This is a genomic window from Fictibacillus sp. 23RED33 (assembly GCF_015903925.1).
GTDB lineage: Bacteria > Bacillota > Bacilli > Bacillales > Fictibacillaceae > Fictibacillus > Fictibacillus phosphorivorans.
This window is the reverse complement of sequence record NZ_JACZDX010000002.1, coordinates 285,069-311,496: the sequence shown is the minus strand read 5'-3', so window position 1 is coordinate 311,496 and position 26,428 is coordinate 285,069. Positions and strand designations below refer to the sequence as shown.

Here is a 26,428-nt window from a genome sequence, read left to right as displayed (position 1 = left end):
TAAAATTACTGTCCGCCGCCAAACTGCTGCATTAAGTACATGGATTGTTGGTTGGAACGTTGAATCGCTGACTCCATGGCTGAGAACTGACGCCAATAGCGGTCTTCAACCTGCTTCAAACGGTCTTCAAAAGCTGAGATACGCTTGTCTACATCAGTTAACTCTTTACCTAGCGTAAACTGAGCATTTGTACGAAGTGAGTTCCCTGCTTTTAGTTCGATTTTGTCGACGGTCTGTTCAATTGTTTTACGAAGCTTTTTTGCAATGCCTTCAGCTTCACCTTCTCCTGTAAACAATTTCATTACAGCCGTCGGGTTTTCTGCTAAAGCTTTACGAAGTTTTTCCTCGTCAAACTCTAGTTTGCCTTTTGCTAAGTAATTACTTGATGTTGTAATTCCAATTTCAGATAACTGATCATATTTTGTATCACCTGTGTTAACTTTTTTATAAAGCTCTGTTCTCAATGTGTTTAATCCATTGGAAAGGATAGAGTCTCCTCTTAACATTCCACTTTTCGCTTTTTCATCCCAAAGTTCAGCTTCTTTCTCAGAAAGATCTTTACGTTGGGCATCGGTTAACGGAGGAAAATCACGATACTTTGTTTCAGCTGTCTTTTTATTAATTGCTTCAATGGTTTCGTTGTACTTATCAACAAACTTCTTAATCATATCTACAGTGGAGTTATTATCGCTTGAAACGGAAATATTCGCTTTGCCCACATCTTGAAGAGTATACGTTACACCACTTATATCAAAAGTGTTAGTTGAACGTTCCGTTGAATACCCATTAATCTTAAACTTAGCATCTGAGCCGCCCGTTTTTGTAACTGCATCGTTAACGGCCGCAATAGAATATCCAAGGTCATTCATAAAATTTAATGCGTTAGTATCTAAAACTTTAATTTCAGATTTAGAGCCTGTATCTTTTTTGGTTAATACAAACTGCTGCTTTTGTGTATCGTAAAAAGCAGTAACATCTAAACCAGATGAATTAAATTTAGAGATGACAGAATCTAAATTATCATCTTTTTTTATAGCAATTTCGACTTCCTTAGTCTTCCCATCGCCACTCGTTACTGAAAACTTTAAAGTAGCATCAGCAATTGCTTTAAAACCATTAAGATCTTTCACTCCACCAATAAATAGAGCTGGAGTAGCAAGTTCACTTACTTCAATTTTAGTATTTGTATTAACAGCACTTCCGTTAGCGGTTGCTGTAACAGCACTTGTATTTGAACTGACAATGGACTTCTTAGTAAAATTCCCTTGAAGAGTGATTCCGCTAAAGATTGTTTTATCTAACTCGTCCAGCAGCTTATTCATCGAGCGATAATCATCACGCTGCCACTCTAGCGTTGTTTTCTTTTGAGCCAGTTTATCGAGTGGGATTCGCTCTGCTTTCATTAAGTCGCCAACGATCGTGTCGATGTCCATTCCGCTCGCTAATCCGCCAATTCTCATACTCACGGTTCATCACCGTCCCTAAATTTTTTTATCTACAAAAATACCCATAAAATCAATCATATCCGCATACATATCAAGGAACTTTTTGTTTGGAATCTCCTTGAGCACCTCTTGTGTTACTTCGTCCACGACCTGGACGTAATAGTCGTTCAACTTTTCGTGAAGTACAAATTTTGAAGAAGTGTGTGTTGGTTTTAACATATCGTTCATCGCATGAATCACTTTTTCTAGTGATTCTTTCGTCGGTTTACTCTGTACTGAAGCTTCGGCTTGAGTTGTTTGTTCTGGTTGGTTTTGGCTTTTAAGCACAGGCTCAGATTTTTGAAATACAGGAGAACTAATCGATTGCAGTTCCACCTTCATCGCCCCTTTTGTTTTCTCTAAAATTTATATCGGATTAATCAAAAAATTGTTGAGGAAGAGTAAAGAAAGAAGTTCAGAAAAAAAATTTATTACAATTCTATGAAACTACTCAATCTTCTAATTATTTATTGTAAAATAGTTGCTTAGGAACATAAAAAATATAGAAAAATGACCAATAATGTTTGCGGCATTTACATATAGCAATACATACTCTAAAAAATGAAAAATTGAAAACGAGAGGATTCTGGCAGTAATGAAACACCGACACTCAAAGCAACAGCGAAAACGCAGCCAACAGCCGAACTTAAACGTTAAGCAAACGAAAGCCATGGAACAACCTCTACACAGAAACAGATACATAACTGGCCTCGATGGACTCAGAGCCATCGCCGTACTTGCAGTTATCGCCTATCATCTGAATTTCGAATGGGCGGCAGGCGGTCTTCTAGGGGTTACTGTCTTTTTCGTTTTATCAGGATATTTAATAACCGATCTATTAATCTCGGAATATGTAACAACAAATTCGATTAACTTTAAAAACTTCTGGATCCGCCGAGCGCGAAGGTTATTGCCAGCCATGTTTACGATGCTTCTCGTCGTTGTCACATACGTAACTTTATTCGAGCCAGCCATGCTTGAAAAACTTGAAGAAGATACTGTTGCAGCGATTTTTTATGTGAGCAACTGGTGGTATATATTCCAAGATCTTTCGTATTTCGAAAGCTTTGGACCCCCTTCCCTACTCACTCACTTTTGGAGTTTAGCGGTGGAAGAACAATTTTATATCTTATGGCCATTGATCATTATCGTCCTATTAAAAATGAAAGTGCGTGAAGGCTCCCTATTTTCTATGATGCTAGCAGGTGCACTCCTTTCAGCAGCACTCATGGCAATTCTATACGAACCAGGTGCAGATCCGAGCCGTGTCTATTACGGAACAGATACACGCGTGTTCTCCCTTTTACTAGGAGCAAGCCTTGCCGTCATCTGGCCGAGCCGCAAACTGTCTAGCACACTACCACCAGAGATTCGTTGGAAACTAGACTTTGTCGGACTATCTGCACTCGCATTTATCTTTTACATGTTCGCAAGCACGGACCAATATCAAGACTTCCTCTACCAAGGTGGAATGGTCGCGATATCCGTTGCAGCTCTGCTAGTCGTTGCCGTTATGGTTCACCCATCAAGCAGACTCAACACGTGGTTGAGCTTTAAACCGTTACGCTGGGTCGGCATTCGTTCGTACGGAATCTATTTATGGCACTTCCCGGTTATTGTTCTGACGAGCCCTCAATGGGGAGCGGATGCGCCAAGTTTATTTAGAACGACATTTCAAATTGTACTGATCTTCGTTCTAGCTAATCTATCTTGGAAATATATTGAAAACCCGATCCGTAAAGGTGCGTTATCAAGATTCTGTCGAGTCGTGAAACGTGGCGAATGGAAACGCGAGCGATCATTTATCGGACGGTTTGTTTTAACAGCTTGCATTCTAGGTCTTTTCATGTGCGTATCTGCGATCGGCTTCACGACAACTTCAGTAGCGTTAAGTAAAGGTAAAGTAATCTCTGCTATACAAGACAAAGTTGGCAATGAAGATCCACCGCCAGAGAATACGGTGAGACCAGAGCCGAAGCCTGATGGTGCTGAAGTCGAAAAGCCGACAGAAGAACCTGAAGAAAAGCCTTCTGAAGAATCACCATCTCATGATGAAAAAACAGATGAAGAGAAACAACCTGCTAAAGATACACGCTCACTCTCAGTCATTGGCGACTCCGTTATGATTGATGTGACGCCTCATATTGAGGAAGTATTCCCGAATGCGAAAGTGGACGCCAAGATCGGACGTCAGTTTAGAGAAGCAGAAGATCTTGTTCAGCAGAAAAAAAGCTCGGGCAGTTTAGGAGAAATTGTTGTAATTGAGCTTGGAGCGAACGGGCCACTATCTGAAAAGAGAATGCATAACTTAATCGAGCTAATTGGCGATCGAGATATTTATATGATTACAGCACGTGTTCCTAAGCCTTGGCAGCGGGAAGTGAATGAGACGATTGAAAAAGTCGCTCCAAACTATGATAATGTTAAAGTGGTGGATTGGTTTACGAAGAGTGAGTCACATCCAGAATACATTGGTCATGATGGTGTCCACCTAACACATACAGGTGCAAAAGAATATGCAAAGTATCTGATTAAACATATTGACTAATAAGCAAAGCCAATCTTCCGCTTCGGATGATTGGCTTTTTCATTTTCTAATCTTTTTTAATAAGTGGATCTTCTTTTCCGTTAGGAGCTGGAAATTCTCCTTTTGGAAGGTCTTTTAAGTAATCGGTAAGTTCAGGTAGATAATAAGCTGAAATGGTGATTTCGTATTTCAACTGATCCGTTATAGCATCAGGAGCGGCCACTTCGAGTTCATCCAACCCTGAGAATGTTATCCCTTCCACTACGATTACCCGTTTGAGTTCTTCAATCGTTTTGATAAACGTTTCAATACTTTTGAAGTCTTTAGATACTACTGACATTTCTGCTGTGATTTTCTTCACACCTTGTGGTAACACTTCTGGTTCAGCAGGTATTGTTGTTTCACTAGTTTCTACCGTATCATCTTCGTTTGAGATGTCATCTTCCACGTCGGCATTTGCCTCTGTACTAGTTTCTGCATTTTCCGTATCGGGTGTTTCTTCAGTTGTAGCATCATCAGTAGCCTCTTCTGCTACATCTTCGTCTTCCTCTGTTACATCATCATCCGTAAAGTCTACTGTTAGTATAAGACTATCTGATAAGACTTCAGCTTTCTCGAACTGCAACATCAGTTGATCAACGAGAGGTTTCACTGGAACTTCCTCTTGAAGAGCGAATGTATTTTCACTCGTTTGAGTAGTTACAGCCACAGAAGCACTTGCTTTATCTAAAATAACCTCTTGCTGTTTCATTTCTGCGTCTACAGATTCTATTTTCTGATGAAGCGGTGTTAATAAACCAAAATATCCGTATACTCCACCAATGATTAAAATAAGAATGACACCTAATCCCACATATGTAAGAAGCTTTTTATTCTCGGTCATTCTCTTCACCTTTTAACTCAAGTATTTGGTCTTTCTCAAATTCAATTTTATATACACTTCTATATCTAGGGAGATAATCTGCCATAGCAGTCATATCTTCTCCCTCATTAATCTCTTCAAAATTAGTTGTTTCCATTTTTTCAATAGATGCAGCAGCTAAATATGGAGAATTTGTTAATTCATATAAGTAGTTAGAAGTTTCAGCTAATGTATCAAACTGCGCTTCCACAAGGATTGTTTTCTTATCTTTATATTCATAATTGATGAAGTAACCACGTTCAGGAAGTAAAGCTACTAAATGCTGAAGTAGGTCTGTAGCAGCAATCTTTTTGTCTCGGATATAATCTATTTTTTCGGCTAGAGGCTCTGAACCTACTTGGGGAACAGCTTCTTGCTGCTTCTTTAATTGTTCTTGTACCAATAACTTTTCTTGAGCTAAAATTCGTTCTTTCTCTTGCAGTTTCCCAGAGTTCACATAATAATCAAGCCCTATCCATGTTGCGGAACCTAATAACAAGGTCAATGCAACAATGAATAGAATAGTAGTTTTTAATGATTTGCTTTCTTTAACGGGTAAAAGGTTAATATCTACTAACATAGCTCCACCTCTTTTAGCCCAAGTCCTAAAACAACATCAAATTGTGGTGGAAGCAACGGGTCAGATGGCTGAATGGTCAATACCGGCACATCTAACTTTGAAGTTAATCGTTCTTGAATATACTTTAACTCTGGCAACTCACCTGACAATACTACTTTTGTTACACCTTGTTTACCGTGATTAATCGTAAACTTGTAATAGTTTACGATGCGTTCAATTTCTACAAGCTTATCCTCTATTAATCCATGGATATAGCCAGAATCACCTTGCCATTCAATTTTCTGTACCCCTGTAGAATGCTGTTTAAAGTCCCAACTCTTATAATCCGTCTCCATTTTTAAATGGTTAAAAAAATAAGGTTTATGATGATGAAAAATACTTAGTTGGACAGCAGGGATATCGAACTGCAGACAAAGAGTATGATCTTTTTCAGAAACCAGATCTTTCATAAAAATAAGGCGATATAAAGAGACACATGAAGCATCCGCTACCACAGGCTTTAACTTCGCATCAGTAAGCAATGTTGAATAATCATTCACCATTTTTTCCGAAGCAGCAAATAATAAGATTTCTCGCTTCTCCTCATCACCTTCAAGTAAAACATAATCAAAAAAAGGGTCTTCAAAAGGTAAATGTATGGTATTACCTAGTTCCATGTACAGATATCCTTTGATTTCTTCGTCTTTTTGATTAACAGGCACTTGATGCTTCCGAATGACGAGTTTGCTGTCAGGAATCAAGAATTGTACCTCACGGCCTTTCAAACCCCATTCTGTTACACACTCTTCAAGAATGGTTAAGAGGGTTTCTCGATCTGCAATGATTCCATCGTGAATTAGTCCTTCAGGAAGATAACGTTCACCAGAGCTTCTTACATCAAGGTCTTCTGGATGACGGTAATCCAAATAACGGATGACGTGGTCTTGAAGTATTAAATTAATTCTTTTTTTATTGAAATAACCTAGACCAAACCTCATTATTATCACCTCAGCATTATTACTACATTTATTTGTTAAAATACAGTAATTCTTTTCACCATGCCTCCATCTCTGAAAGAATCGTGAAAAAAATACAATAGCAGTCAATATTATGAACCCCCTCCTATTGAGGAGGGGACTCAAAATTTAAATTAAGGTGTTTTAGTTACTTCTGTAACTGCTGATCTATCTAATTTGTCAGGAGTTGTTTCTTTTATTTCTTTTTCTTTTCCAACTAAGACAACTTTGTAAGTAAAGGTTGAAGCAGTTTTTGTTACATCTACTTTACTTTTAGCAAGGTCATAAGAATTTGTTTTGGTATCAGGATCAACCATAGTATCTATTAATTTTTCATCATATAATTTTTTTAAAGTTAAAGACTCTGCTCCATCATCTAACGCAGTACCATTCGCATTTCCAGTTGCCCACATTTTTGCTGCGTTAACCATCTGTTGAGCATTTGCAGCGTGCGCATCTCTTTTAGAGTTATCTAAAATGCCACCAATACTCACTACAGCGATTGCTGCAATGATACCTAAGATAACCACAACTACTAGTAACTCGATTAAAGTTAAACCTTTCTCATTCTTTAAATGCTTCTTTAATAGTTTGTTCAACATCTTATTAATCCCCTTTACATGTTTAATTTGTGCTTTTATCCAACATTTTTATAAATCTCAAACATAGGCACCATTACTGAAATAACAATTGTTCCTACGACTGATGCCAAGAAAACAATCATTAATGGTTCAATCATTGCTTTCAATCGATCCGTCCCTGTTTCTACTTCTTTTTCATAAAATTCGGCTACTTTTGCAAGCATTTCATCGAGAGAACCCGTTTCTTCGCCGATGGAAATCATCTGAGTCACTAAAGGTGGAAATATCCAGTGTCTTTTCATCGGTTCTGTTAACCGCTGACCGGTCTCCAGTGAACTTCTTGATTCCCTAATTACTTTTGCCACTACTTCATTTTCTACTACTTTTTCCACAATCGATAGAGATTGCAGAATAGGTACAGAGCTTGAGAAGAGCGAGCTAAGTGTTCTAGTCATCCTCGCCAGTGCAGATTTTTGAAGGAGTTTGCCGAATACAGGTATTTTTAAGATCACGTAATCGAAATAGTAGCGACTGGATTTATTTTTTCGTATAACTAAGAGTGATACATAGAGTAGTACTAAAACTGTAATTAAAAACCACCAATACTCTTGCATAAAGTTACTAGCGCCTAGGACGAACTTTGTGATGGCAGGTAACTCTCCACCAGCTTCTTGCAGCATGGTTGCAAACGTTGGCACAACCTTGGCTAGCAAGAAAATGACAACAAATACCGCTACCACCCCGACAATCATCGGGTACATCATTGCTGAAATAATCTTTTGCTTCGTATAATGCTGTTTCTCAAAATAAGTTGCCAGTTGGTCCAGTGTATCGTCCAAACTACCACTTGCTTCTCCTGCGGACACCATGTTGATAACCATCGGCGGGAACACATTTCGGTGCCGACTCATTGCATTAGACAAAGGGTTTCCTTGCCGGAGCTCTTCTTCCACATCGGCTAACACCTTTTGCAGTGCTTTACTTTCTGTCTGAGCAGCCATAATACTTGTTGAATCTACAACGGATACACCCGCTCGCAAAAGTGTCGCAAACTGCCTTAAGAAAATGACAAACTGCTGTGACTTTACTGGACTGCCTAACGAAAGTTCTTTGTTAAACAGCGTTTGCTTCATCTCTTGTACTTCTGTGACTGCGATTCCTTTTTCTTTTAACTTTAGAACCGCTTCACGTTTGGATAGTCCAAGAACGGAGCCTGTACGTTTTTTCCCGCTCTTGTCACGACCTACATAACTAAACTGTGCCATCTTAGCCTCCCTTCTCCAGGAGATATGGCTCCACGAACTCTCTTGAAACTTCGTTGCGCTCAAGAGCTTCCTTCGCAGACATCTCAAACGTATGCATACCAGCGTTCTTGCTCGTTTGCATCACACTATGAATCTGGTGAATCTTTTCATTACGGATCAAGTTCGCTACAGCAGGTGTGTTTACTAACACCTCTGTAATCGCTCTTCTTCCTTTACCATCATTGGTAGGAAGAAGTCGCTGCGACATGACACCAACTAATACGGAAGCTAACTGAATTCGAATCTGTCCTTGTTGTTCCGGTGGAAACACATCAACGATTCGATCAATCGTTGATGATGCGTTTGTCGTATGGAGCGTGCCTAGAACAAGGTGACCCGTTTCCGCTGCCGTAATAGCGGTTGCAATGGTTTCCAGATCTCGCATTTCCCCGAGCAGAATCACATCAGGGTCTTGACGGAGTGCCGCGCGAAGACCGTTTGCAAAATTGTTTGTATCAAAACCAATTTCACGCTGGTCGATCACGCACGTTCGATGTTTGTGCAAGTACTCAATCGGGTCCTCTAACGTAATAATGTGCCGGCTCATCGTCCGGTTCATAAAATCGATCATCGAGGCAAGAGTCGTAGACTTCCCGCTACCAGTGGGACCTGTGACTAACACAAGTCCTTGATGTTTTCCCGCCATCTTTCGCACACTTTCTGGAAGCATCAAATCTTCCATACTTGGAATGGATGTTGGAATGATTCGAAAAGCAAGACTCACACAAGACCGCTGACGATAAGCGTTAACCCTGAAGCGCGACAATCCTTGGATACCATAAGAGATATCGATTTCTCCCGCTTCTTCAAAATCCCCATAATACTTTTCATCGATGACTAGTTGTGAAATCTGTTCCGTATCCTCAGGTCTCAATGCTTCACTACCGTATCGTTTCAGTCCCCCATTGATTCGGAAAACAGGTGGCATTCCAACAGACAGGTGAACATCTGATGCTTTTAATTGAAAGGCTGCTCTCAGCCATTGTTCCAGCTTTTCTTTCATGTCAGCACCTACTCGTTGATGGCTACACGTAAGACTTCTTCAGTCGTCGTTAAGCCTTGTTTCACTTTTAGGAATCCGTCATCGATCAAAAAGATCGTTCCGTTTTTCATCGCATAGTCACGTAATTCTACAATCGGTCTGTTGTTCATAATAAGCTGGCGAATGTGCTCATCCACAACTAATACTTCATGAAGAGCTATCCTGCCTTTATAACCCGTACTGTTGCACATCCCACAGCCTTTTCCACGAGAAACAGATTCAATCTTGATACCACGTTTAGCAAAGATTTCTTTTTCTCGCTCTGTCGCTTTAAACGTTTGTTTACAATCACGGCACACTCTTCGAACTAATCGCTGAGCGATAACACCAGAGAGAGACGCGGCTACTAAGAATGGTTCAACGCCCATATCGGTAAGACGAGCGATCGTACCAATTGAGTCGTTCGTATGAAGTGTGCTTAATACTAAATGACCTGTTAGAGATGCACGTACTGCAATTTCCGCCGTTTCTGTATCTCGAATCTCTCCGATCATAACGATGTCAGGATCTTGCCGGAGAATTGAGCGCAAGCCACTGGCAAACGTAAGACCGACCGAAGTATTTACTTGAATCTGGTTGATTCCAGCCAATTGGTATTCAACCGGATCCTCAACCGTCACTAGGTTAACTTCTTCTGTGTTCAATTTGTTTAATGCTGCATAAAGGGTTGATGATTTACCTGATCCCGTTGGACCCGTAATTAAGATAATGCCGTTTGGCTGCTTGATTAAATTTGTAAACCGTTGCATATTCAGCTTATTAAAACCTAAGTTTTCTAGATGATTTAATGAACTTCCGAGATCTAGAATACGCAGAACAATCTTTTCACCATAGATGGCCGGCAATGTAGACACACGAAGATCTACAGGATGCATATCAAGCGTCATCTTAATTCTGCCATCTTGGGGCAGTCGGCTTTCGGTTATGTTCAGGTTTGCCATAATCTTAATACGAGCCGTCAGCATATTCTGCATATGTTTTGGTAGACTTCGTTCCGTTTTTAGCATGCCGTCAATACGATAACGCACGACCAGCTTTGTCTCATGTGGATCAAAATGAATATCACTCGCTTTTTGCTGCACACCTTGCTGGATAATCTGGTTTACGAGTTTAACAATCGGTGAATCTTCCTCAGTCATTCGGCTGTCATCACTTAACGATGCACCTTGTGGCAAAAGATCCAGAAACTCGTCCATAGAATCATCGATATCGTAATACTTGTTATGAGCACGGATGATATCGTCTTTTGCTGATATCGCACGTTCTATTTGAAAACCTGTTGTTAATCGCAAATCATCAATAACGGTAAAATCCATCGGATCTGCCATCGCAACAAAGAGTTTGTCTGCTTCCTTTTTCACCGGCATAAGAAAATGTCTTCTTGCAAACTCTCTAGGAACAATAGCTACTGCTTGTTCATCAATCGGATAGCGATACAAGCTTAAGTGCGGGATGCCAAGTTGAAATTCAAGGACCTCGATAAGCTGCTGTTCAGTCAGCAAACCTTTTTCGATGAGAGCATCACCCAGCTTTTGGTTGTTACGTTTTTCTTTTAATGTATGCTGAAGAACATCTTCTGAAATCAAGCCAGACTCTACTAATAGATCACCAAGGCGTTTTTTTTGAACGATCAATTTTTATCACCATCGCTCTCTTCACCAGAATTACTCATTGTTGGTTTTTTTTCCTTTTCTGGAACAGGCGTCGGTATAGTCGGTTTATCCGAAGGGTCTGTTCCTGGAATACCTGGCATTACAGGTACATAAGGATTCAATGGATTATTCGGGTCTGGATAATATGGATATGGATATGGCGTTCCAGGTGCACCCTCTTCTGGTGTGGTTTCAGGTGTTTCCTCTTCCTCGACCGGATAACCTCTCTCCTCTATACGATGTCGAGGTGGATAAAAGTCTTCTGCTAGCTTTTCCGAAACTACTTCCTCACCACCAGAACCAAACGATTTCCGATAGACCGTTGCCAGATAACCTTCCCTTCCACCACTTACGGTAACTGCACTCAAAATCGATGCCAGCTGGTCATTAAAATGAATAATGGTCTTTGGTTCAAATACTTGCTTGTCCACTTTGACGGTATAGGTATAAGGAAGTGGTACCCCTACAATTGAAACGCTTAAATTGTTTCCATCCATTATAAAGTTGAACTTATATGACGAAGCGTTTGTATTCTTAAAAGCTAGATCCATGTCTTGAGGTTTAACGAGTGCTTCATATCCTAGTGACGAATAATCAGGCAGCTCTCTTGATGTATGACGTTCGATAATGCTGAAGTTTGTCTTTTGTATCGCTCCATAAATGCCACTAGCCAACACGTTAAGATCAATCGAATCTTGTGCGGTCATGTCTACTTCTTCTAGAGCGCCTATTAATGAGAAAACTTCTCCTGGTTTCAACTCATAATTTTCTAAACCCTCTACCCAATCTTCCAAAAGAACATGCTCTCCTGGAAGTTTAATCGTGCTTTCACTCACCACTTCTTCTGCTTGTCCGAACGTAGTGAGAAATTCGTTGATCGGAACTTCAAGTTCAGCTGTTTGTAAGGTAGAGCCAATCTTTTTCAGGTGTGCATGTAACATCTCTTCATCCAATAACTCTGTAAGTCCACTAACTTGAAGTTGTTGTATCGATTGTTCAACCGTTTCTTTGTTTACATTTACTAATAGTGGTGATGAAGTGCCAGAAAGGTTCTTCAGACTATCTTCAACCTGAAACTGCCATACATCACTACGCAATTGAACTCTTTTTTCGTTGTAAACCAAAATTACGGGATAGTCGTTCTGCCACTGTGATACTTTTTCATTTACAAGTGGTAATGCTTCAGATTTTGCAACATTTTCTAAAGGCACAGAAGCTAACGCAACCCCCGTACCATGCTTTTCTTCTTCGAAAATATTAGAGTATACCTTTGTCCCTAAGTGACTAAACAAGAAAAGAAAAAGAGCTGCAAGGCTAAGGGATGCAAAGATCACAAGAAAATTTTTAGGATTGAATTCTCTTTTAGCCATCGCTTTCTCTTTAGCCCACAACGTTCATGGAAAGTTCCGCTAGAACGGCTGGTCCTTTCTCTTGAGCTTTCCGTACATCCTCTTTATTTAGAGTGGTTCCGTTCGGAAATAAAAGCTCACCGTTTCTCTCAAAAATATCTTTTGTTGTCGTTCGTCCAGTCAATAATTTCAGTTGTTTTTCTTGGAACTCAGATAGCTCGTTTGTTTCAACAGATACAGCTACCTCATCTTCTACTTCAACAACGCCACCTAATAAAGACTCAGCTTTATCTAAAAAGTTCAACTGTGCTTCTTCTTTAATAACAATCAAATCACGTCCATAAGTGATAAGCTGTTCGGATGAAAGGATTACTTTCTTTGAACGTAGTGACAATTCCAGACCTAGAATGGCTCCCGTGTCTTCGTTGATAAAGAACTCTGTCGCTTCTCCAATCAGTTGACCTTTACGATCAATCAACTTAGCTCCAACGACATTAATTTTCTTTTGTACAAGTTCATTGGCGATTGGAATCTCTGTCAAGTCAAAGATTGATGTACTGTCTTCAATCATGACTGCAAACTCTCCAACACCTACGATTTTCTTAAAAGGAACCGCACGTACGCTGATCTGCCAGTCTGCATGTTCAACGGTTAGGAAATCAACCATACCTTCTTTTGGATTAACGACCAATGACTTTACATGTCCTACTTCTGCTCCGTCTGCAATACTGATAATAGGCAGTCCAACAAATTGATTACTCTTTTTCATATTACTCACCCAGTCCTTTATGTTTTAAATAATTATGTTATTTGTTCATTTCTTTGTATCTTTGAAGCTCTTCTACAATCACAGGGTAATGGCTTAGCTTTTCTTCCATCGACTCAATCAATGGATTGACGTTACTTAAATCACTAGACTTCATATAAGAATCTAGCAACAGTTTCGAAAACAGATAGAAGTCTTTATCTGATAGTTTTTGATTCACTAACGTGACGAGCATTTCTTGATAAGAGCTATGATCATCTGTTTCTTCGTACGAAAACAAAGTGCTTAGAAGCATATCCTGTAAGTCATCACTCATTTCAGGAGTACTTTTCTCAACTATATTGTGTAAAGGTTGCACTGTATCCTCTACTTCTATCTCTTGAATCGTATCTAACAATTGATACTCATCTTGTTCTTCAATAAAATCAACTACTTCAACACTTTCGATCATTTCAGTTACTTCTTCCATAGGTGTTTCAATCTGTGTATTAACTTGGATAGGCTCTTCCGATGTGATTTCAATTTCGATGATAGAATTTCCCATAATGTAGGTTTCTTCGGTGTTATTTTCTTCTTCACTTGTAGTAGGTATCTCTTCTAATATCTCCTCAGCAACTAATTCCTCAGCCGACTCGTTTTCCTCAGACTCATAATCTTTATCATGAGATAATTCTTCTTCCGTGCCTACAGCTACTTCATGTAAAGGCGTTGCTTGAGGAAATTCTTCTACCACATCTACCACATCCAGCTCTTCTAATAATGCGGATCGTTGTGAAAGAATCTCCTTATCCTCTATATCGGTAGGATCTGGTGGATTCGTTACCTCTTCTTCAGAAATTTCTCTTATTTCTGATAAAAAAACTAATTCGTCCTCTGTTAACTCTGCCAATTGATGATCTTCGGTTAACTTCTGGACCGAATTAATGTTTTCTAAAATACTTTCGTCCTCTGAAATATGCTCAATATTCTCCAGATCTAACAGTTCAATTGAATCAATATCATTAACCTGTTGTACTTCTTTACTTTCTATAGATTGATTAACTATTGTGACTTCATTATATAATTCTTCATTATTCTGTAAATCGTCGATAGTTAATTCACTCTTAGGTAGAATCTCTCTACCCGTTAATTCAATCTCATTAAAATTTTCATCTGCTTTTTCAGAGGTTGATTTTTCTTCTGTAAACGAAAGCACAATCTCTGTTTGTCCTGTTGTAGCCATAAAGTTCACTCGCTTATCAGCAAGATAAGCAGCTATAAATGAAATGGCTGTGATGGCCGCAAGTGCTAAACCAAGTGATAGAGTATCTAGAATAAATAAGCCACCTAACGCTAATAAGAACGCTATTCCAAGTAAGCTCATCTTCAATTTAATAGGAACATTTGGCGGGTAAAAATACAATAAAGAACCAACCAATATTGTCGATATTAATAGAACAATAAATTGTATCAAAGTCCTCTCCCCAATTCCAAGATTAGCTAATTAAACCTATAATACTACAAAATTACTAAAAAACATCCAATAATATCAAACTTTTGTAAAAAATATTGTATAATCATTTTAATACGTAATCATAAATAGTTCTTTTTACCTAAAAAATATTCAGAGGATGTGTGCAATGCTTTCAGAAAAAGGTTTTTCTCTTATAGAAGTTCTCATTTCACTTATGATCCTCTCTGTTTCCGTCATCGGCATATCACAGTTTTTTCACCAAGCGAACCAAATATCAACAGGTAACAATAATAAATTAGTAGCGACCAACCTAGCTAGAATGACGTTGGAGCGACTACAAAATGACTACGAAGCCTATGAGATCAAAGTATCGCCATCAATCTATGAGAAATCGAAATGCACTTCATCAGAATGTAGAGATATTTATGAGACTTTAATCAATAACACCAAATACGAAACTAAAATTACCGTAAAGCCACAAGTCGGAGAAGAAAACTCGATTCAACTACTTCCGGTTAAGGTAACCATTCAATATACCAATAATAAAAAGTTAGCAACTACTTCAGTAGAAGGGTATGTAAAAGATGTTAAATAAAGTGTCGAACCAAAATGGACTTACTTTGATTGAGTCGCTCCTTTCTGTTGTGCTTTTTTCTATTATCGGTACAGTTATCTACTTTGTTTTACTAAGTGGCATAAATACGGAGAAAAAAATTTATAACGAAACATTACTTCGCGATGAAGCAGATCTCGTTATGGCACAGATCATTGATATAATCTACACAGCACCAGCTTCAAAAGTAAAGGATGCATCAACAGGCAGACAAAATGTAATGGTCTATGAAGTAAACAAGAACACAATAAAAACGGTCGGTTTTATTGACAATATACCTGTTATAAATGGGCAAAACATCAGTTCTAAAGAATTTGACTTTAATGGATCATCAATTGCTAAAGTTGGCAAAAGCGTCAAAATTATATTAAACGTAAAAAGCAATAAAAATGAGAATGCAAAACCTTTAACATTACAAAGTCAATTTGGGCTCTTGGAGGAGTAGGAATGAAGAATCTCTTAACTGAAAAAGGGAATACGCTCATCATTGTATTATTAATGATTGTCATTTTTACGGTAGCTGGACTGTCACTAATTTCTACTACGTTTAACGGTGTTAAAAAAACAGATGCTCGTGAAACACAAATACAGTCTGTAGAATTAGCTGAGAAAGGTATTGACTACTTAACCACTCTTCTTGAGTCCAAATCACAACTTCTGGCAGGCTTGCCTTCAAAAGATTTTAATCTATCATTAAAAAACATAATTAAAAACTATGAAGTAACAAATGCAAATGATGAGTTTCCAACCACTGCGACTCTTCCATCCGATAACGGAATATTAAAGGTTAAAATTTATAATTTGAAAAAGGTTACGGCTGATCCTGATGACTTGAGTCAGACCATGACCCTACATAGCCAAGCGACTGTTAACGGTAAAACTAAAACAATAATCTCCAACATTCACCTTGGTGCTAAACAAACACCTGAAGCGTTAAATTATGCACTTGGTGCCTATAACCCTTGTAAAGGCAGAATTGGCTGTACAGCTCGGGATGATGATGGAAATATGTTTTTACATGGAGGAGTTGCCATTAAAGGAGACCTTTATGTAGAAAGGAATCTAATTACGAAGAACAAGGGAATCGTAGGTACAGACTATGATTGGATTACATCTGACTTACCAAGTGTTGAAGGTGAAAATGGTAAAAAAGCTCATCTAATTCTTCCCGGAAGTTTGTATAAAATGACTTCAGATTCAAGATACAGTGATCATATACTGCAAAAAAACTTTAACAACAATGTGGCTTATCAAAAAATTAATAAAGAAAGTGTCGGGAGCGCCTTTACCTCATTTAACGAAATAAATAAGGATTACGTGCCTATCGTTGATTCGCGGGCTCCAAGCTTTGCTCCAATTGATATTGATGGACAAAAAGCCCAATACTACTTCCCCGAAGTAAAAATTGGGGTTACAAAGCTTAACGATGGAAATTTTAATAACAATGCAAACCAGGAGAATATTAGAAGAAACTACGAATCTTCTAACATTGCTGTTGCTACACATCAAGATATAAAAATTCATGGTAGTCATACATTTAAAAGCTTTAGTACCCGCCTATATTCTCCAGATCGAAAAGTAAACATTACTAGTGCAACAGCAGGAAGATTTGGTCCAAGCCAATTAACGTTTAAACAAGGGGCATACTTTGGAGGGGACGTTACAATTGGAGACACAGATATCAACCATTACAGCTACGGAGAGTATAATCAATTTGAAATTGACGGACCTATCTTTATAGATGGCGATCTAACCATATGGGGAGCCAACGTAAAGTTTAATTCAACCATTTATGTTACTGGGAAAACGACCATCCGTTACTCCCGCTTGCAGGGAATTATGAACAATAACATTGAAAAGTCACTTGTTCTCTTTGGCAAAGATTCCATTCAAATATCAAATAACAACGTTTACGGTGACAATGCGAATATCATTCGTGGATTCTTCTATTCAGAAAATCTAATGGAGATTTATGGAGTTGGATCGAATGTAGAAATTCAAGGTGGAGTCTTTGGTCGAAAGGTGGTTTTAAACGCAACACGAGGAAAAGTAAAACCTATATACGGCAGGTTAAACACCTATGATTTTGAATCAGGTCAAAGTCAAATGTCTCCATCTAAGTCACGTTTAAAAATTATATATAACCCGGAGTTGATTAAAAATCCTCCAGAAGGTTTACCAGTCGTTAAGGATTTGTCTGTTACTCAGATAGATAGACTACTTCAATGACCAGCCTCCTACGGGAGGTTTTTTCTTTTTAAGAGAATGATGTTTTAACTCCTCATTAAATAGATATTAATGATCAAATGCCACGAGATTACTACAACATATACAACCAACGCTAGTAGTAACAACACCTGTACTCTCCTCTTTAGAGGTATAAAACCAATAGCTATAATTAGGTACGAAAAGAAGAATTTTACTAGAAGAAAAATAACGGGGTCTTGTTCATATAGCCCTCGCATTAATGGATTTAGCTCTTTACCACCCTTTTGAAGAAGCTGATGAGTAAATAAAGCATCCGCAGCATTTAAAATACCCAAACACAAACATATCCACAAATGCTTTTGTATCCGAAACACACGATCCATCTCCGCACTCTCCTTCTCTACTATTGAAGTATACCCATATTTGAAGAGAAAGTTTACTAGAAATGTGTTGCAAAAAGCGACATGTTTGATAAAAAGGAAAAGACCTCTTTTTAGAGATCTTTTCACAGTTTAACATCTACTTTGCTTCCCAAGTAAGGCTGAACGGATTGCTCTAACATCTTCATAAGATTAATATTGTTTTGTTCTGCTGTATTCATTGTCATTTTCATTACAGAGATGTTGGCTTGTTGTTTGACTTGTGATTGATTCATCATAATAGATAGAGCGGCAATGTCCATTTGTTAACCTGCTTTCTTTTCTCAGTTAATTTATATATCGGTTTAATGTTTGTTTATGCATGAGTGATATTGTTTATTTTATCTGATGATTAGACTAGACTGACATAATCAATTGGAACACTAATAAAACACCTGTTAGACTGCCATACTACCCTCATTTAACTAGAATTAAACTTCACGTATTGGAATACTTCAGGTTTTAGATTTGAATGGAGAGATTCAATAACGGCGTTACCCCAACAATTTCCCCTTGTGGACATACTGTTAACTAATTTACCTTCTTGTATCAACTGCTGATACACATAAGATGTATACACACTTCCTTGATCACTGAGTTTCCTCGTGATTCTAATTCAGCTTTTAAAGTATCTGTCATCAGAAGAGTTTGTTGATGCGTATAGAGCTTGTAAACCACAATTTGATTATTGAACAGATTAATGGTTGAAAGATACATTTTTCATTGGGCAAAACGGCTGAAAAATCTCTCTGTAAAAAAATAGGTGCGACAATGATAGCTTGGTACTTGAGATTTCCATTTTCTCTTTGGCATTACACGGCACTGTAAATGATGCTTTTGCAGAATACATTGGACAGAATTGCAATTCAAACTCATTTGATATCGACATTTTAGTAGATGCTTAATTTTCCGATGACCTTAACGGTATTTCACAAGCCACACATTAATAATCACATGCCACGAGATTACGATAAAATAAATAAGCAAAGCAGTGTTTAGCAGAACCAGTACTCTTCTTTTTAAAAGTATAACGACCCTATACCAAAAAGAATTTAACGAGGAGAAAGATGACTGGGTCGTATTCATACAGACTGCTCATTAAAGGGTTGAGTTCACTTCCGACTTTTTGCAGCAGCTGTTGAGTGAACAAAGCATCTGCTGCATTTAAAATCCCTAAACACAAACAAACTCATAGATGCTTTTGTATTCGAAATAATCGATACATTTCTGTTCACCCCTCTCTCTAAACAAAAATTTTGTTTGTCAACAAACATCAAAGGGGGGTATCATTGTAAAAATTAAAACCTTAAATGCTATGATTTTTTACAAATGACATCGATACCAAGAGATAACGTCATCTAATCCCCTTTCAAGATCAATACTTGCCGCCCATCCTAATTCCTTTTGTATTTTACTTGAGTCGACGGCATATCGAAAATCATGTCCAAGTCGGTCATCAACATGTTTTATTAAATTTTGAGATACTTTTAGTTTTTTCAGTATTATTTGAGCAATTTCATTATTTGACTTTTCATTATTTCCACCAATATTATATATTGAACCTGAAGTGCCATTATGAATGACCATATCAATTGCTGAGCAATGGTCAATAACGTGGAGCCAATCTCTTATGTTTTCCCCATTCCCATATATAGGAATGTTTTCATTTTTCAAGGCTTTGCTAATTAGTTTAGGTATTAATTTTTCTGTATATTGAAAAGGACCATAGTTATTAGAACATCTTGTAATATTAATATCTAAACCAAATGTCTCATGATATGCTCTAACAATTAAATCTGCACTAGCTTTGCTTGATGAATAAGGACTGTTCGGTGCTAGTGGCGTTTCTTCTGTAAAATAACCTTCGTTATCAAGCGAACCGTAAACTTCGTCAGTTGAAATTTGAATAAATTTTCTTATTTTGTTTTCTTTTGCTGCTTCTAAAAGGGTTTGAACTCCCTGCACATTGCTTTTTATAAATATTCCGGGATTTTCAATACTCCTATCTACGTGAGACTCTGCTGCAAAATTTACGATTACATCTATATCATATGCTTTGATAACATAATCTACTAATTGCTGATTATTTATATCTCCTCTAACAAACTTATAATTCAGTAAATTTTTAACCGTTAATAAATTGTTAAGATTCCCTGCATAGGTCAATAAATCGTAATTAACAACATTATATTTTTCTTCATATTTCGATAAAATATATTTTATGAAGTTGCTCCCTATAAAGCCTGCTCCACCGGTTACTAATAAATTCATTTTCATTCTCCTGCTGATTAGTTTCCATTCTATCCTAACTTATAAAAAACATCCGTACGGTTAGCCAGTTCTATTAAATATTGCCCATATTGGTTATTTTTAATAGGTTCAGCTAGTTTTAACAATTGCTCTTTAGTAATATTTCCTCTCACATATGCAATTTCTTCTAAACAAGCCACTTTTAAGCTTTGTCTTTTTTCAATCGTTTCTATAAAATGAGAAGCCTCCAGCAATGATTCGTGTGTACCAGAATCCAACCAAGAAAATCCTCGGCCCAAAACTTCAACATATAAAGTATTCATTTCAAGGTATTTCTGATTAATATCAGTAATCTCTAATTCTCCTCTTGATGAAGGCTTTAGACTTTTTGCTATTTGGATAACATGATTATCATAAAAATATAAACCTGTAACGGCATAATTAGATTTTGGTGATCCAGGTTTTTCTTCAATCGAAACCGCTTGTCCTTCTTCATTAAACTCTATAACCCCAAATCGCTCTGGATCTTTTACATAGTAACCAAAGAGAGTAGCTCCTTCTTTTCGGCTAATTGCTTTTTCTAACCGTTGCGTCAAACCAGGACCATAAAATAAATTATCCCCTAATATAAGAGCAACATTATCATTGCCAATAAATTTTTCACCAATAATAAACGCTTGAGCAATCCCGTCTGGCGAAAGTTGTTCTGCATATGCAATAGACAATCCGATCGTTGAACCATCTCCAAGTAGTTCTTTGAAAAGCGGTGTATCTTGCGGCGTTGAGATTAATAAAATCTCTTTTATTCCCGCAAGCATTAATACAGAAAGCGGGTAGTAAATCATTGGTTTATCATAAATAGGCAGTAATTGTTTGGATATTGTTTTTGTTAAGGGATATAACCTTGAACCCGTACCACCTGCTAATATAATACCCTTCATAATAATTTGCCCCTAAGTTATTTAGAATTATTTAATTTGAATAGTTTTTCTTCTTTTACAAGGAGATCTTTTTTTCTATTTTTAATTTTTTTTACAGGTATACCAGCATAAATTCCCCATGGTTGGACATCCTGTTTAACTAAACTGTGGGCTCCTATTGCCACTCCTTCACCAACAACAACATTTGGAAGAATAGTAGAATTCGTTCCAACTACTACATGTTTATTTAGGATGACTTCACCTTTTTGTACATTGGAAAATTCAGCCGGCACTGTAGGATTAGTCAAACTTAATCCTGAAAAATCATCAGTTACACTATAGATGACAACCCGCGAAGAAAGATTAGTAAAATCCTTTAACACAACTCCCCCGCTTCCATAGATTGCAGAATAAGCTGCTATATGTATATAAGAACCAATTTCTATACCCTTTTCTCCACCAGATAAAATGCAAAAATCGTCAATTCTAACATGGTCTCCAATGGAGATCGTGGAAGGATTGTAAATACTGCTTTTTCTGCTTATATTTACGTTTTCACCTATAGCTTTAAACCCGATATTTAGTAATTCCTCTGTGGAATAAAAAGACAATATCAAAACTCCTCTATCTAATTGCGAAAATAATCGTCTTATAGCACATATTGGTTTACTTTTTTAATTTCTTTAATTTTATGGCATATAAAAGTAACTTCTTCTTCGGTTAATGTTCCATAAAGAGGCAGAACTAAAACTTTGTTAGCAATCTCTCTTGCAACCGATAATCCCTTTGCAGAAACTACGTCCTGGTAGCAAGAAAAATCACTGCATAAAGGGTAAAAATATTTACGTGTCTGAATATTGTGTAAAGCTAATTCCTCTTGCAACCTATTTCTGTCTATTCCAAAACTCTCTTCAACTAAAATAGGAAAATATGAATGGTTTTGTTTTACTTCAATTCTATCCTCAATATATTTAATTCCATTTATCTGATTTAGCTGTGATTTATAGAAATTAACTAAGCGTTCCCTTTTTTTTATCTCTTCATTAATATGATTAAGATTTACCAGACCCATTGCCGCTTGAAATTCGTTCATTTTCGCATTTGTTCCAACAATCTCTATATTCTCCGGATCCATATAACCAAAGTTTTTTAATAAGTTGAGCTTCCTTTGCAGCTCTTTTCCGTTATAGCTAAGAAGTCCACCTTCAATTGAATGAAAAACTTTTGTTGCATGAAAACTGAACATAGAAATATCACCAAAGGCACCAATCGGAATATTATTGAGCTGCACACCAAAAGCATGGGCTGCATCATATATAACTTTCAACTGGTGCTTTTGGGCAATTTCATTAATTTCATATACATTACATGGAAAACCAAATACATGAACAGGCAAAATGGCTATTGTTTGATCAGTTACTAACTCTTCAATTTTGTTTACATCAATATTAAAGGTAGAAGGTTCAATGTCACAGAAAACCGGGTTATTACCCGTCCTGACAATAGCATGAACAGTTGCAGCAAAAGTAAAAGGGGTTGTAATAATCTCTCCCTTTACCCCTATAGACTGTAGAGCAGATTCAAGTGCGAGTGTTCCATTAGTGTAAAGTGTAGCCTCTTCTCCTCCCAATAAATCTTTGAGTTTATTCTCCAAGGAATTATGCAAGGGACCATTATTGGTAAGCCAAGCGTTATTCCATATCTCTTTTATTTGGGAAACATACTCCTCCATGGGAGGTAAAAAAGGCTTTGTTACCAATATCGGTTTAGTTGATTCTTTCATATCCACCGACTCCAAAAAATGTATTATTGAGGTTATTAAATAAATACTTTGTCCAAATTTTTTTTCAACTCACTATTTGTCAAATTAGATAGCAGTTTTTGCTGATTTTCATCATCACCAACTGTTCGGCTAATAATCTGTTTGAAATTCATATTCTGATTCATAATTTCTGAAATGCGGTGAACACAATAATTCTTTTCGTATAAATAACGATTTACTGGAGAGCTATCTTTTAAATATACTTTTTTATTTAAAGCTAATAATAAAAAGATGTTTCCCGCTGCTTGCTGCCTATTATGATTCATAAAAGCCACATCTATTTCTTTAAGCAAGTTGATATATTTCTCCTCTTCCATAAATTGTGTAAGCGGTATAAATTTATCTCCAAGCAGTTCTTTTCCTTTTTCAATTATTTTTTTTATGTAAAAAGGATTTCCGTATGATAACGGTACTAGAACTTTAAAATTTTCTTGATGATACGTAGAAAGGAGTTCCATGATTTCTACATGATTATTGGTTGGATCTCCTGAATTTCCAATCATAAATGTATAATGGTCATTGTTCGCAGTCGACTGTTTCATTGTAATTTGAGATGATATATCCGTTTTATTGATTGGTAAGGGATACATAAACTCTTTCATTAAAGCTGCTGTTAAATAGTGCTTTCTGATTAATTCATAATCTTGTTCCAGCCAAGTTAAAATATAATCTACTTTTCTAATCGTCTGTTTTCTATTCACAAGATATCCGGGGTTCCTATTATTATAAAAACCTAGTTCAACGGTTTTAGAGTCATATAATTCATAGGGGATATAATTGTATACATCTCCTCCCCATACAGCCCAATGGATGGTTCCTTCTATAGCAGTCTCCGCAATTAAATCACAAAAAAAATCAAGCAGATAGTGTATAAAGATCTTGTTACTATCGGCCAACATATTACTGATCTTATCTTTGTCATTAAAAGAAAGAACATACAAATTATCTTTCCCATTTTGGTTTACATATTTCAATTGCATATTGTCCGCGATTAGTATAAATGTATGAAGGTGTTCTTCATAATTTTGATTAATAAATTGCATAAAATCTTCACTATATGGGCTGTCTGTCAGTAAGTGCAGGTTCCCAAAGTGACTATTGTTAGCTGGCTTTTTATTTTTCAAACCAGTGGCTATTTGTTCTATCGTTTCTTTTTTATATTCCAATTCCATGCGTTCAAGGCAACTTAGAACGTTGTCTTTTCTGGGCATATTTAACCTCAAAATACTTTCATAGGCTTCAATCGCCTGTAAATATTCTCTGGATTCCTCATGCATATTAGCTTTTTTAAGAAAAACTTCATACAAAATCACCTGCAAAAGCCGAGCAAAATAAGGGTATTCATTTGTAGCCCCTTTAAAATATTTCATGAAATTTTGATAATCTTTTTTATCCGCACAATCATATGCAAGTGTTATCGAAATAAGAAATTTTTCTTCCCTATTTTCCAAACTGTTATATATAAGACGCAGGTGTTTTTCGTTATATAAATATTTAATATAATTCTTACCCTTTTTTATATAGCTAAGGAATATCTCACATAACTCATCAGAAACAACATCGTTCTTTTTTTGTTCCTCTATTGCAGACAAAAGAATAACATTGGCTATTGCTATAAAAATTCTGTTATTCTGAAAATCATTAAACTTAAAGTCTTTACTTAAACTCTTTAGAAAGTATTCTTTTATATTATCATCTTGATCTATTAATTTTTTCACAATTTTCTTTATGGTAAAGCTATCAATCTTTTTAAAAAACCTGTTCAAATATGTACTTGCCATAAAGAGGTTAACGAATTCCATAATGATTTCATCAGAAAATTGGATAAGGTTATATTGATTAATAAGCTCTAATAATAACCTGTTTTTATCCTCCGTTAATCGAATTCTGTTCAATAAGCCATAATCATCTTCAACTTTAGCGAAGAGCATTTCAATTGATTTATTCTCTTCTATATTTAAATCTTTTTTTAAGGTTTCAATAGAATTAATAAAAGAATAACGTGATTTATTTACAATGCCTATACCTTGAAAGATGTTCAATAATTGCTTATAATCCTTTTCTATCAAGTTTAACTGAGCAAGAAGTTTATATTTTAAAGCCTGGTTTTCAATCATATTAACCCAAGACTTATAATTTTCTTTTTTAAAATTTATAGATTGATCCTTAAAGAATGTATTGACCAATAGAGTTAATGCGAAATTATAGTTTTCTTCATCTAACGTATACATTTCAACTGCATTAAGTTTTGACAAATCTAGTTCGTTTTTATTGTATTTAAAATAAAGATTGAGATAATGTTCTAACGAATCTATACCATTTTTATATTTATTCAACGAGAGATAAGAATGTCCCATATAAAAATACAAATCCGGATAGTCTTTAGTATGTTTCAAACATTGACTAGCAACCTCAATAACTTTCTCATATTTCTTAGCATTCATTAACATACGAGCATACTCGCCAAAAATATAATAACTTAATTTTATAAACTCCTCAGTTTGTGCTGTGACAATCTCATAAGCTTTTTGCATTTCTTCTAAAGCTATAACGTGTTCACCGTGCATGGCATATGAGCGAGATAGTTGAAACCGATAATAAACATTTTCAGGTTCTTTTTCAAGTTCATTTTTCAGCATAGTGGCTGTTCGTTGAAACTTTTTTTCCATCAATTCTTTGTCTTCATTGTCATATCCATAATGCAACAGCTTAATGTTGTTTACAGTAAAAGTTGGATGGTTATAACCCGGTTGATTATGAATCGATCCACTATATTTAAAAATTCCATCATTTCGAAACAAACGTTCCTGAACATGAGTTACGTATTTTTTAGCTTTAAAAGATAATAAACTTTTAGTAATAATCCTAATGGTATTATAAGAATTCAATTGAGGGTCATTTAATAGTGAAATAAATTCCTCTGGTGTCTCCAAAACCTCATCCGCATCTAAAATAAAAATCCATTCCCCTTTTGCATAAGAAATAGATTTATTTCTCATATCCGAGAAGTTCCCATTCCACGGATGAAAAAACACGTGTTTTGTATACCCTTTCGCAATTTCCATCGTTTTATCTGTTGAGCCAGTATCAACGATTATTAATTCTGCTAGGCCTTCATCAAGAGTTTTTTTAATGCTATTCAAGCAACGCTGAAGATTCTGTTCTTCATTTTTAACGATCATACATATACTTAATTTCTTTTTAATCATTTGTAATACACTCATCCCAATACGTTAATAAAGGTTTCAATTCATACTGTAATTGATCTGAAACTAAAAGAAAGTCCTTATTTTCAATACCGTCAAGCAAGTCATTAATCTTTTCATTAAATAAATCGAGGTCAAAATCAGTTACTTTTTTTTTATTAAGCACAATCGTTGTTTCTGTTAAGATTGTAAGATCGTCTAACCAATAAGATAAACGCTCTTTGTCCTCTTTATTTTCAAGGATTTCACAGATTGGATCAATTCGTTTTATTAAGTTTCGGTTCAATTCTTTAAGGGAGTGTTTGAGTTCATAGATCGCTTCAGTCATAATAGCTCCTTTTTAAAAGAAGGCCGAC

Annotated in this window: 25 protein-coding genes; 4 read left to right on the top strand and 21 right to left on the bottom strand. The window is 36.4% G+C overall.

Translation table 11 applies throughout. The features are described 5' to 3' along the window. Positions 1-5: 5 nt before the first annotated feature. Together IHV09_RS09800 and flaG are read right to left on the bottom strand one after the other, a co-directional pair. Positions 6-1,460, bottom strand: coding sequence for a flagellar hook-associated protein 2 (locus IHV09_RS09800; protein ID WP_197264532.1), 1,455 nt, complete (start codon positions 1,458-1,460; stop codon positions 6-8). 21 nt (positions 1,461-1,481) lie between these two features. Then, positions 1,482-1,820: a flagellar protein FlaG gene (gene flaG, locus IHV09_RS09795; RefSeq protein ID WP_370568610.1), complete on the bottom strand. Its 339-nt coding sequence runs from the start codon at positions 1,818-1,820 to the stop codon at positions 1,482-1,484. Between the two features lie 259 nt (positions 1,821-2,079). Here flaG and IHV09_RS09790 point away from each other — a divergent pair, with 259 nt between their 5' ends. Further along, a complete protein-coding gene (locus tag IHV09_RS09790; RefSeq protein ID WP_231618244.1) occupies positions 2,080-4,032 on the top strand; it encodes an acyltransferase family protein in 1,953 nt (650 codons plus the stop codon). A gap of 46 nt (positions 4,033-4,078) precedes the next feature. Here IHV09_RS09790 and IHV09_RS09785 read toward each other — a convergent pair whose 3' ends face one another. The 10 genes from IHV09_RS09785 to IHV09_RS09740 form a co-directional block, all read right to left on the bottom strand. Next, entirely contained in the window at positions 4,079-4,894 is an 816-nt protein-coding gene (locus IHV09_RS09785) for a hypothetical protein (protein WP_197264380.1), read from the bottom strand. Continuing rightward, positions 4,881-5,492 carry a PilN domain-containing protein gene (locus IHV09_RS09780; RefSeq protein ID WP_197264379.1) on the bottom strand — a complete coding sequence of 204 codons (612 nt, stop codon included), beginning with the start codon at positions 5,490-5,492 and terminating at the stop codon, positions 4,881-4,883. The genes IHV09_RS09785 and IHV09_RS09780 overlap by 14 nt, the downstream gene beginning before the upstream one ends. Then, on the bottom strand, positions 5,486-6,469 hold the full coding sequence (gene pilM, locus IHV09_RS09775) for a type IV pilus biogenesis protein PilM (protein ID WP_197264378.1): 984 nt from the start codon (positions 6,467-6,469) through the stop codon (positions 5,486-5,488). The genes IHV09_RS09780 and pilM overlap by 7 nt, the downstream gene beginning before the upstream one ends. Positions 6,470-6,621: 152 nt before the next feature. Continuing rightward, on the bottom strand, positions 6,622-7,089 hold the full coding sequence (locus IHV09_RS09770) for a type II secretion system protein (RefSeq protein WP_197264377.1): 468 nt from the start codon (positions 7,087-7,089) through the stop codon (positions 6,622-6,624). Between the two features lie 35 nt (positions 7,090-7,124). Further along, on the bottom strand, positions 7,125-8,333 hold the full coding sequence (locus IHV09_RS09765) for a type II secretion system F family protein (RefSeq protein ID WP_197264376.1): 1,209 nt from the start codon (positions 8,331-8,333) through the stop codon (positions 7,125-7,127). 1 nt (position 8,334) lies between these two features. Continuing rightward, complete coding sequence (locus IHV09_RS09760; protein WP_153237385.1) at positions 8,335-9,375, bottom strand: type IV pilus twitching motility protein PilT; 1,041 nt, start codon at positions 9,373-9,375, stop codon at positions 8,335-8,337. A gap of 8 nt (positions 9,376-9,383) precedes the next feature. Then, entirely contained in the window at positions 9,384-11,048 is a 1,665-nt protein-coding gene (locus tag IHV09_RS09755) for a GspE/PulE family protein (RefSeq protein WP_197264375.1), read from the bottom strand. Continuing rightward, a complete protein-coding gene (locus IHV09_RS09750) occupies positions 11,045-12,436 on the bottom strand; it encodes a VanW family protein (protein ID WP_197264374.1) in 1,392 nt (463 codons plus the stop codon). The genes IHV09_RS09755 and IHV09_RS09750 overlap by 4 nt, the downstream gene beginning before the upstream one ends. 10 nt (positions 12,437-12,446) lie before the next feature. Beyond that, on the bottom strand, positions 12,447-13,184 hold the full coding sequence (locus IHV09_RS09745; protein ID WP_137791986.1) for a PRC-barrel domain-containing protein: 738 nt from the start codon (positions 13,182-13,184) through the stop codon (positions 12,447-12,449). Positions 13,185-13,221: 37 nt separating this feature from the next. After that, positions 13,222-14,634, bottom strand: a complete 1,413-nt coding sequence (locus tag IHV09_RS09740) for a hypothetical protein (protein ID WP_197264373.1) — start codon at positions 14,632-14,634, stop codon at positions 13,222-13,224. Between the two features lie 166 nt (positions 14,635-14,800). Between IHV09_RS09740 and IHV09_RS09735 the strand changes: the two genes are divergently transcribed. From IHV09_RS09735 to IHV09_RS09725, 3 genes are read left to right on the top strand one after another with little or no spacing between them, the layout of a single operon-like run. Then, positions 14,801-15,229, top strand: a complete 429-nt coding sequence (locus IHV09_RS09735) for a type IV pilus modification PilV family protein (RefSeq protein WP_197221838.1) — start codon at positions 14,801-14,803, stop codon at positions 15,227-15,229. Beyond that, the gene (locus IHV09_RS09730) at positions 15,219-15,692 is read left to right on the top strand and encodes a PulJ/GspJ family protein (RefSeq protein ID WP_197264372.1); all 474 of its coding nucleotides are present in this window, start codon (positions 15,219-15,221) and stop codon (positions 15,690-15,692) included. Before IHV09_RS09735 ends, IHV09_RS09730 begins: the two co-directional genes overlap by 11 nt. 2 nt (positions 15,693-15,694) lie before the next feature. After that, complete coding sequence (locus IHV09_RS09725) at positions 15,695-17,476, top strand: hypothetical protein (RefSeq protein ID WP_197264371.1); 1,782 nt, start codon at positions 15,695-15,697, stop codon at positions 17,474-17,476. A gap of 44 nt (positions 17,477-17,520) precedes the next feature. Here IHV09_RS09725 and IHV09_RS22810 read toward each other — a convergent pair whose 3' ends face one another. From IHV09_RS22810 to IHV09_RS09685, 9 genes are all read right to left on the bottom strand, one after another. Next, positions 17,521-17,838 (bottom strand): DUF5658 family protein, encoded by a 318-nt coding sequence (locus IHV09_RS22810; RefSeq protein WP_370568960.1) that lies wholly within the window; start codon positions 17,836-17,838, stop codon positions 17,521-17,523. A gap of 122 nt (positions 17,839-17,960) precedes the next feature. Beyond that, positions 17,961-18,137, bottom strand: coding sequence for a YjfB family protein (locus tag IHV09_RS09720; RefSeq protein ID WP_197264370.1), 177 nt, complete (start codon positions 18,135-18,137; stop codon positions 17,961-17,963). 773 nt (positions 18,138-18,910) lie between these two features. Further along, a complete protein-coding gene (locus IHV09_RS22805) occupies positions 18,911-19,057 on the bottom strand; it encodes a DUF5658 family protein (RefSeq protein ID WP_370568959.1) in 147 nt (48 codons plus the stop codon). A gap of 140 nt (positions 19,058-19,197) precedes the next feature. Beyond that, the gene (rfbB, locus tag IHV09_RS09710; RefSeq protein WP_197264368.1) at positions 19,198-20,145 is read right to left on the bottom strand and encodes a dTDP-glucose 4,6-dehydratase; all 948 of its coding nucleotides are present in this window, start codon (positions 20,143-20,145) and stop codon (positions 19,198-19,200) included. 29 nt (positions 20,146-20,174) lie between these two features. Then, positions 20,175-21,065: a glucose-1-phosphate thymidylyltransferase RfbA gene (gene rfbA / locus IHV09_RS09705; RefSeq protein ID WP_197264367.1), complete on the bottom strand. Its 891-nt coding sequence runs from the start codon at positions 21,063-21,065 to the stop codon at positions 20,175-20,177. A 17-nt stretch (positions 21,066-21,082) separates the two neighbouring features. Next, positions 21,083-21,658: an acyltransferase gene (locus IHV09_RS09700; protein ID WP_197264530.1), complete on the bottom strand. Its 576-nt coding sequence runs from the start codon at positions 21,656-21,658 to the stop codon at positions 21,083-21,085. 35 nt (positions 21,659-21,693) lie between these two features. Then, positions 21,694-22,827, bottom strand: a complete 1,134-nt coding sequence (locus tag IHV09_RS09695; protein ID WP_197264366.1) for a DegT/DnrJ/EryC1/StrS family aminotransferase — start codon at positions 22,825-22,827, stop codon at positions 21,694-21,696. A 35-nt stretch (positions 22,828-22,862) separates the two neighbouring features. Further along, on the bottom strand, positions 22,863-26,075 hold the full coding sequence (locus IHV09_RS09690) for a TDP-N-acetylfucosamine:lipid II N-acetylfucosaminyltransferase (RefSeq protein WP_197264365.1): 3,213 nt from the start codon (positions 26,073-26,075) through the stop codon (positions 22,863-22,865). Then, positions 26,068-26,400 carry a hypothetical protein gene (locus tag IHV09_RS09685; RefSeq protein WP_197264364.1) on the bottom strand — a complete coding sequence of 111 codons (333 nt, stop codon included), beginning with the start codon at positions 26,398-26,400 and terminating at the stop codon, positions 26,068-26,070. The genes IHV09_RS09690 and IHV09_RS09685 overlap by 8 nt, the downstream gene beginning before the upstream one ends. Between the last annotated feature and the right edge of the window lie 28 nt (positions 26,401-26,428).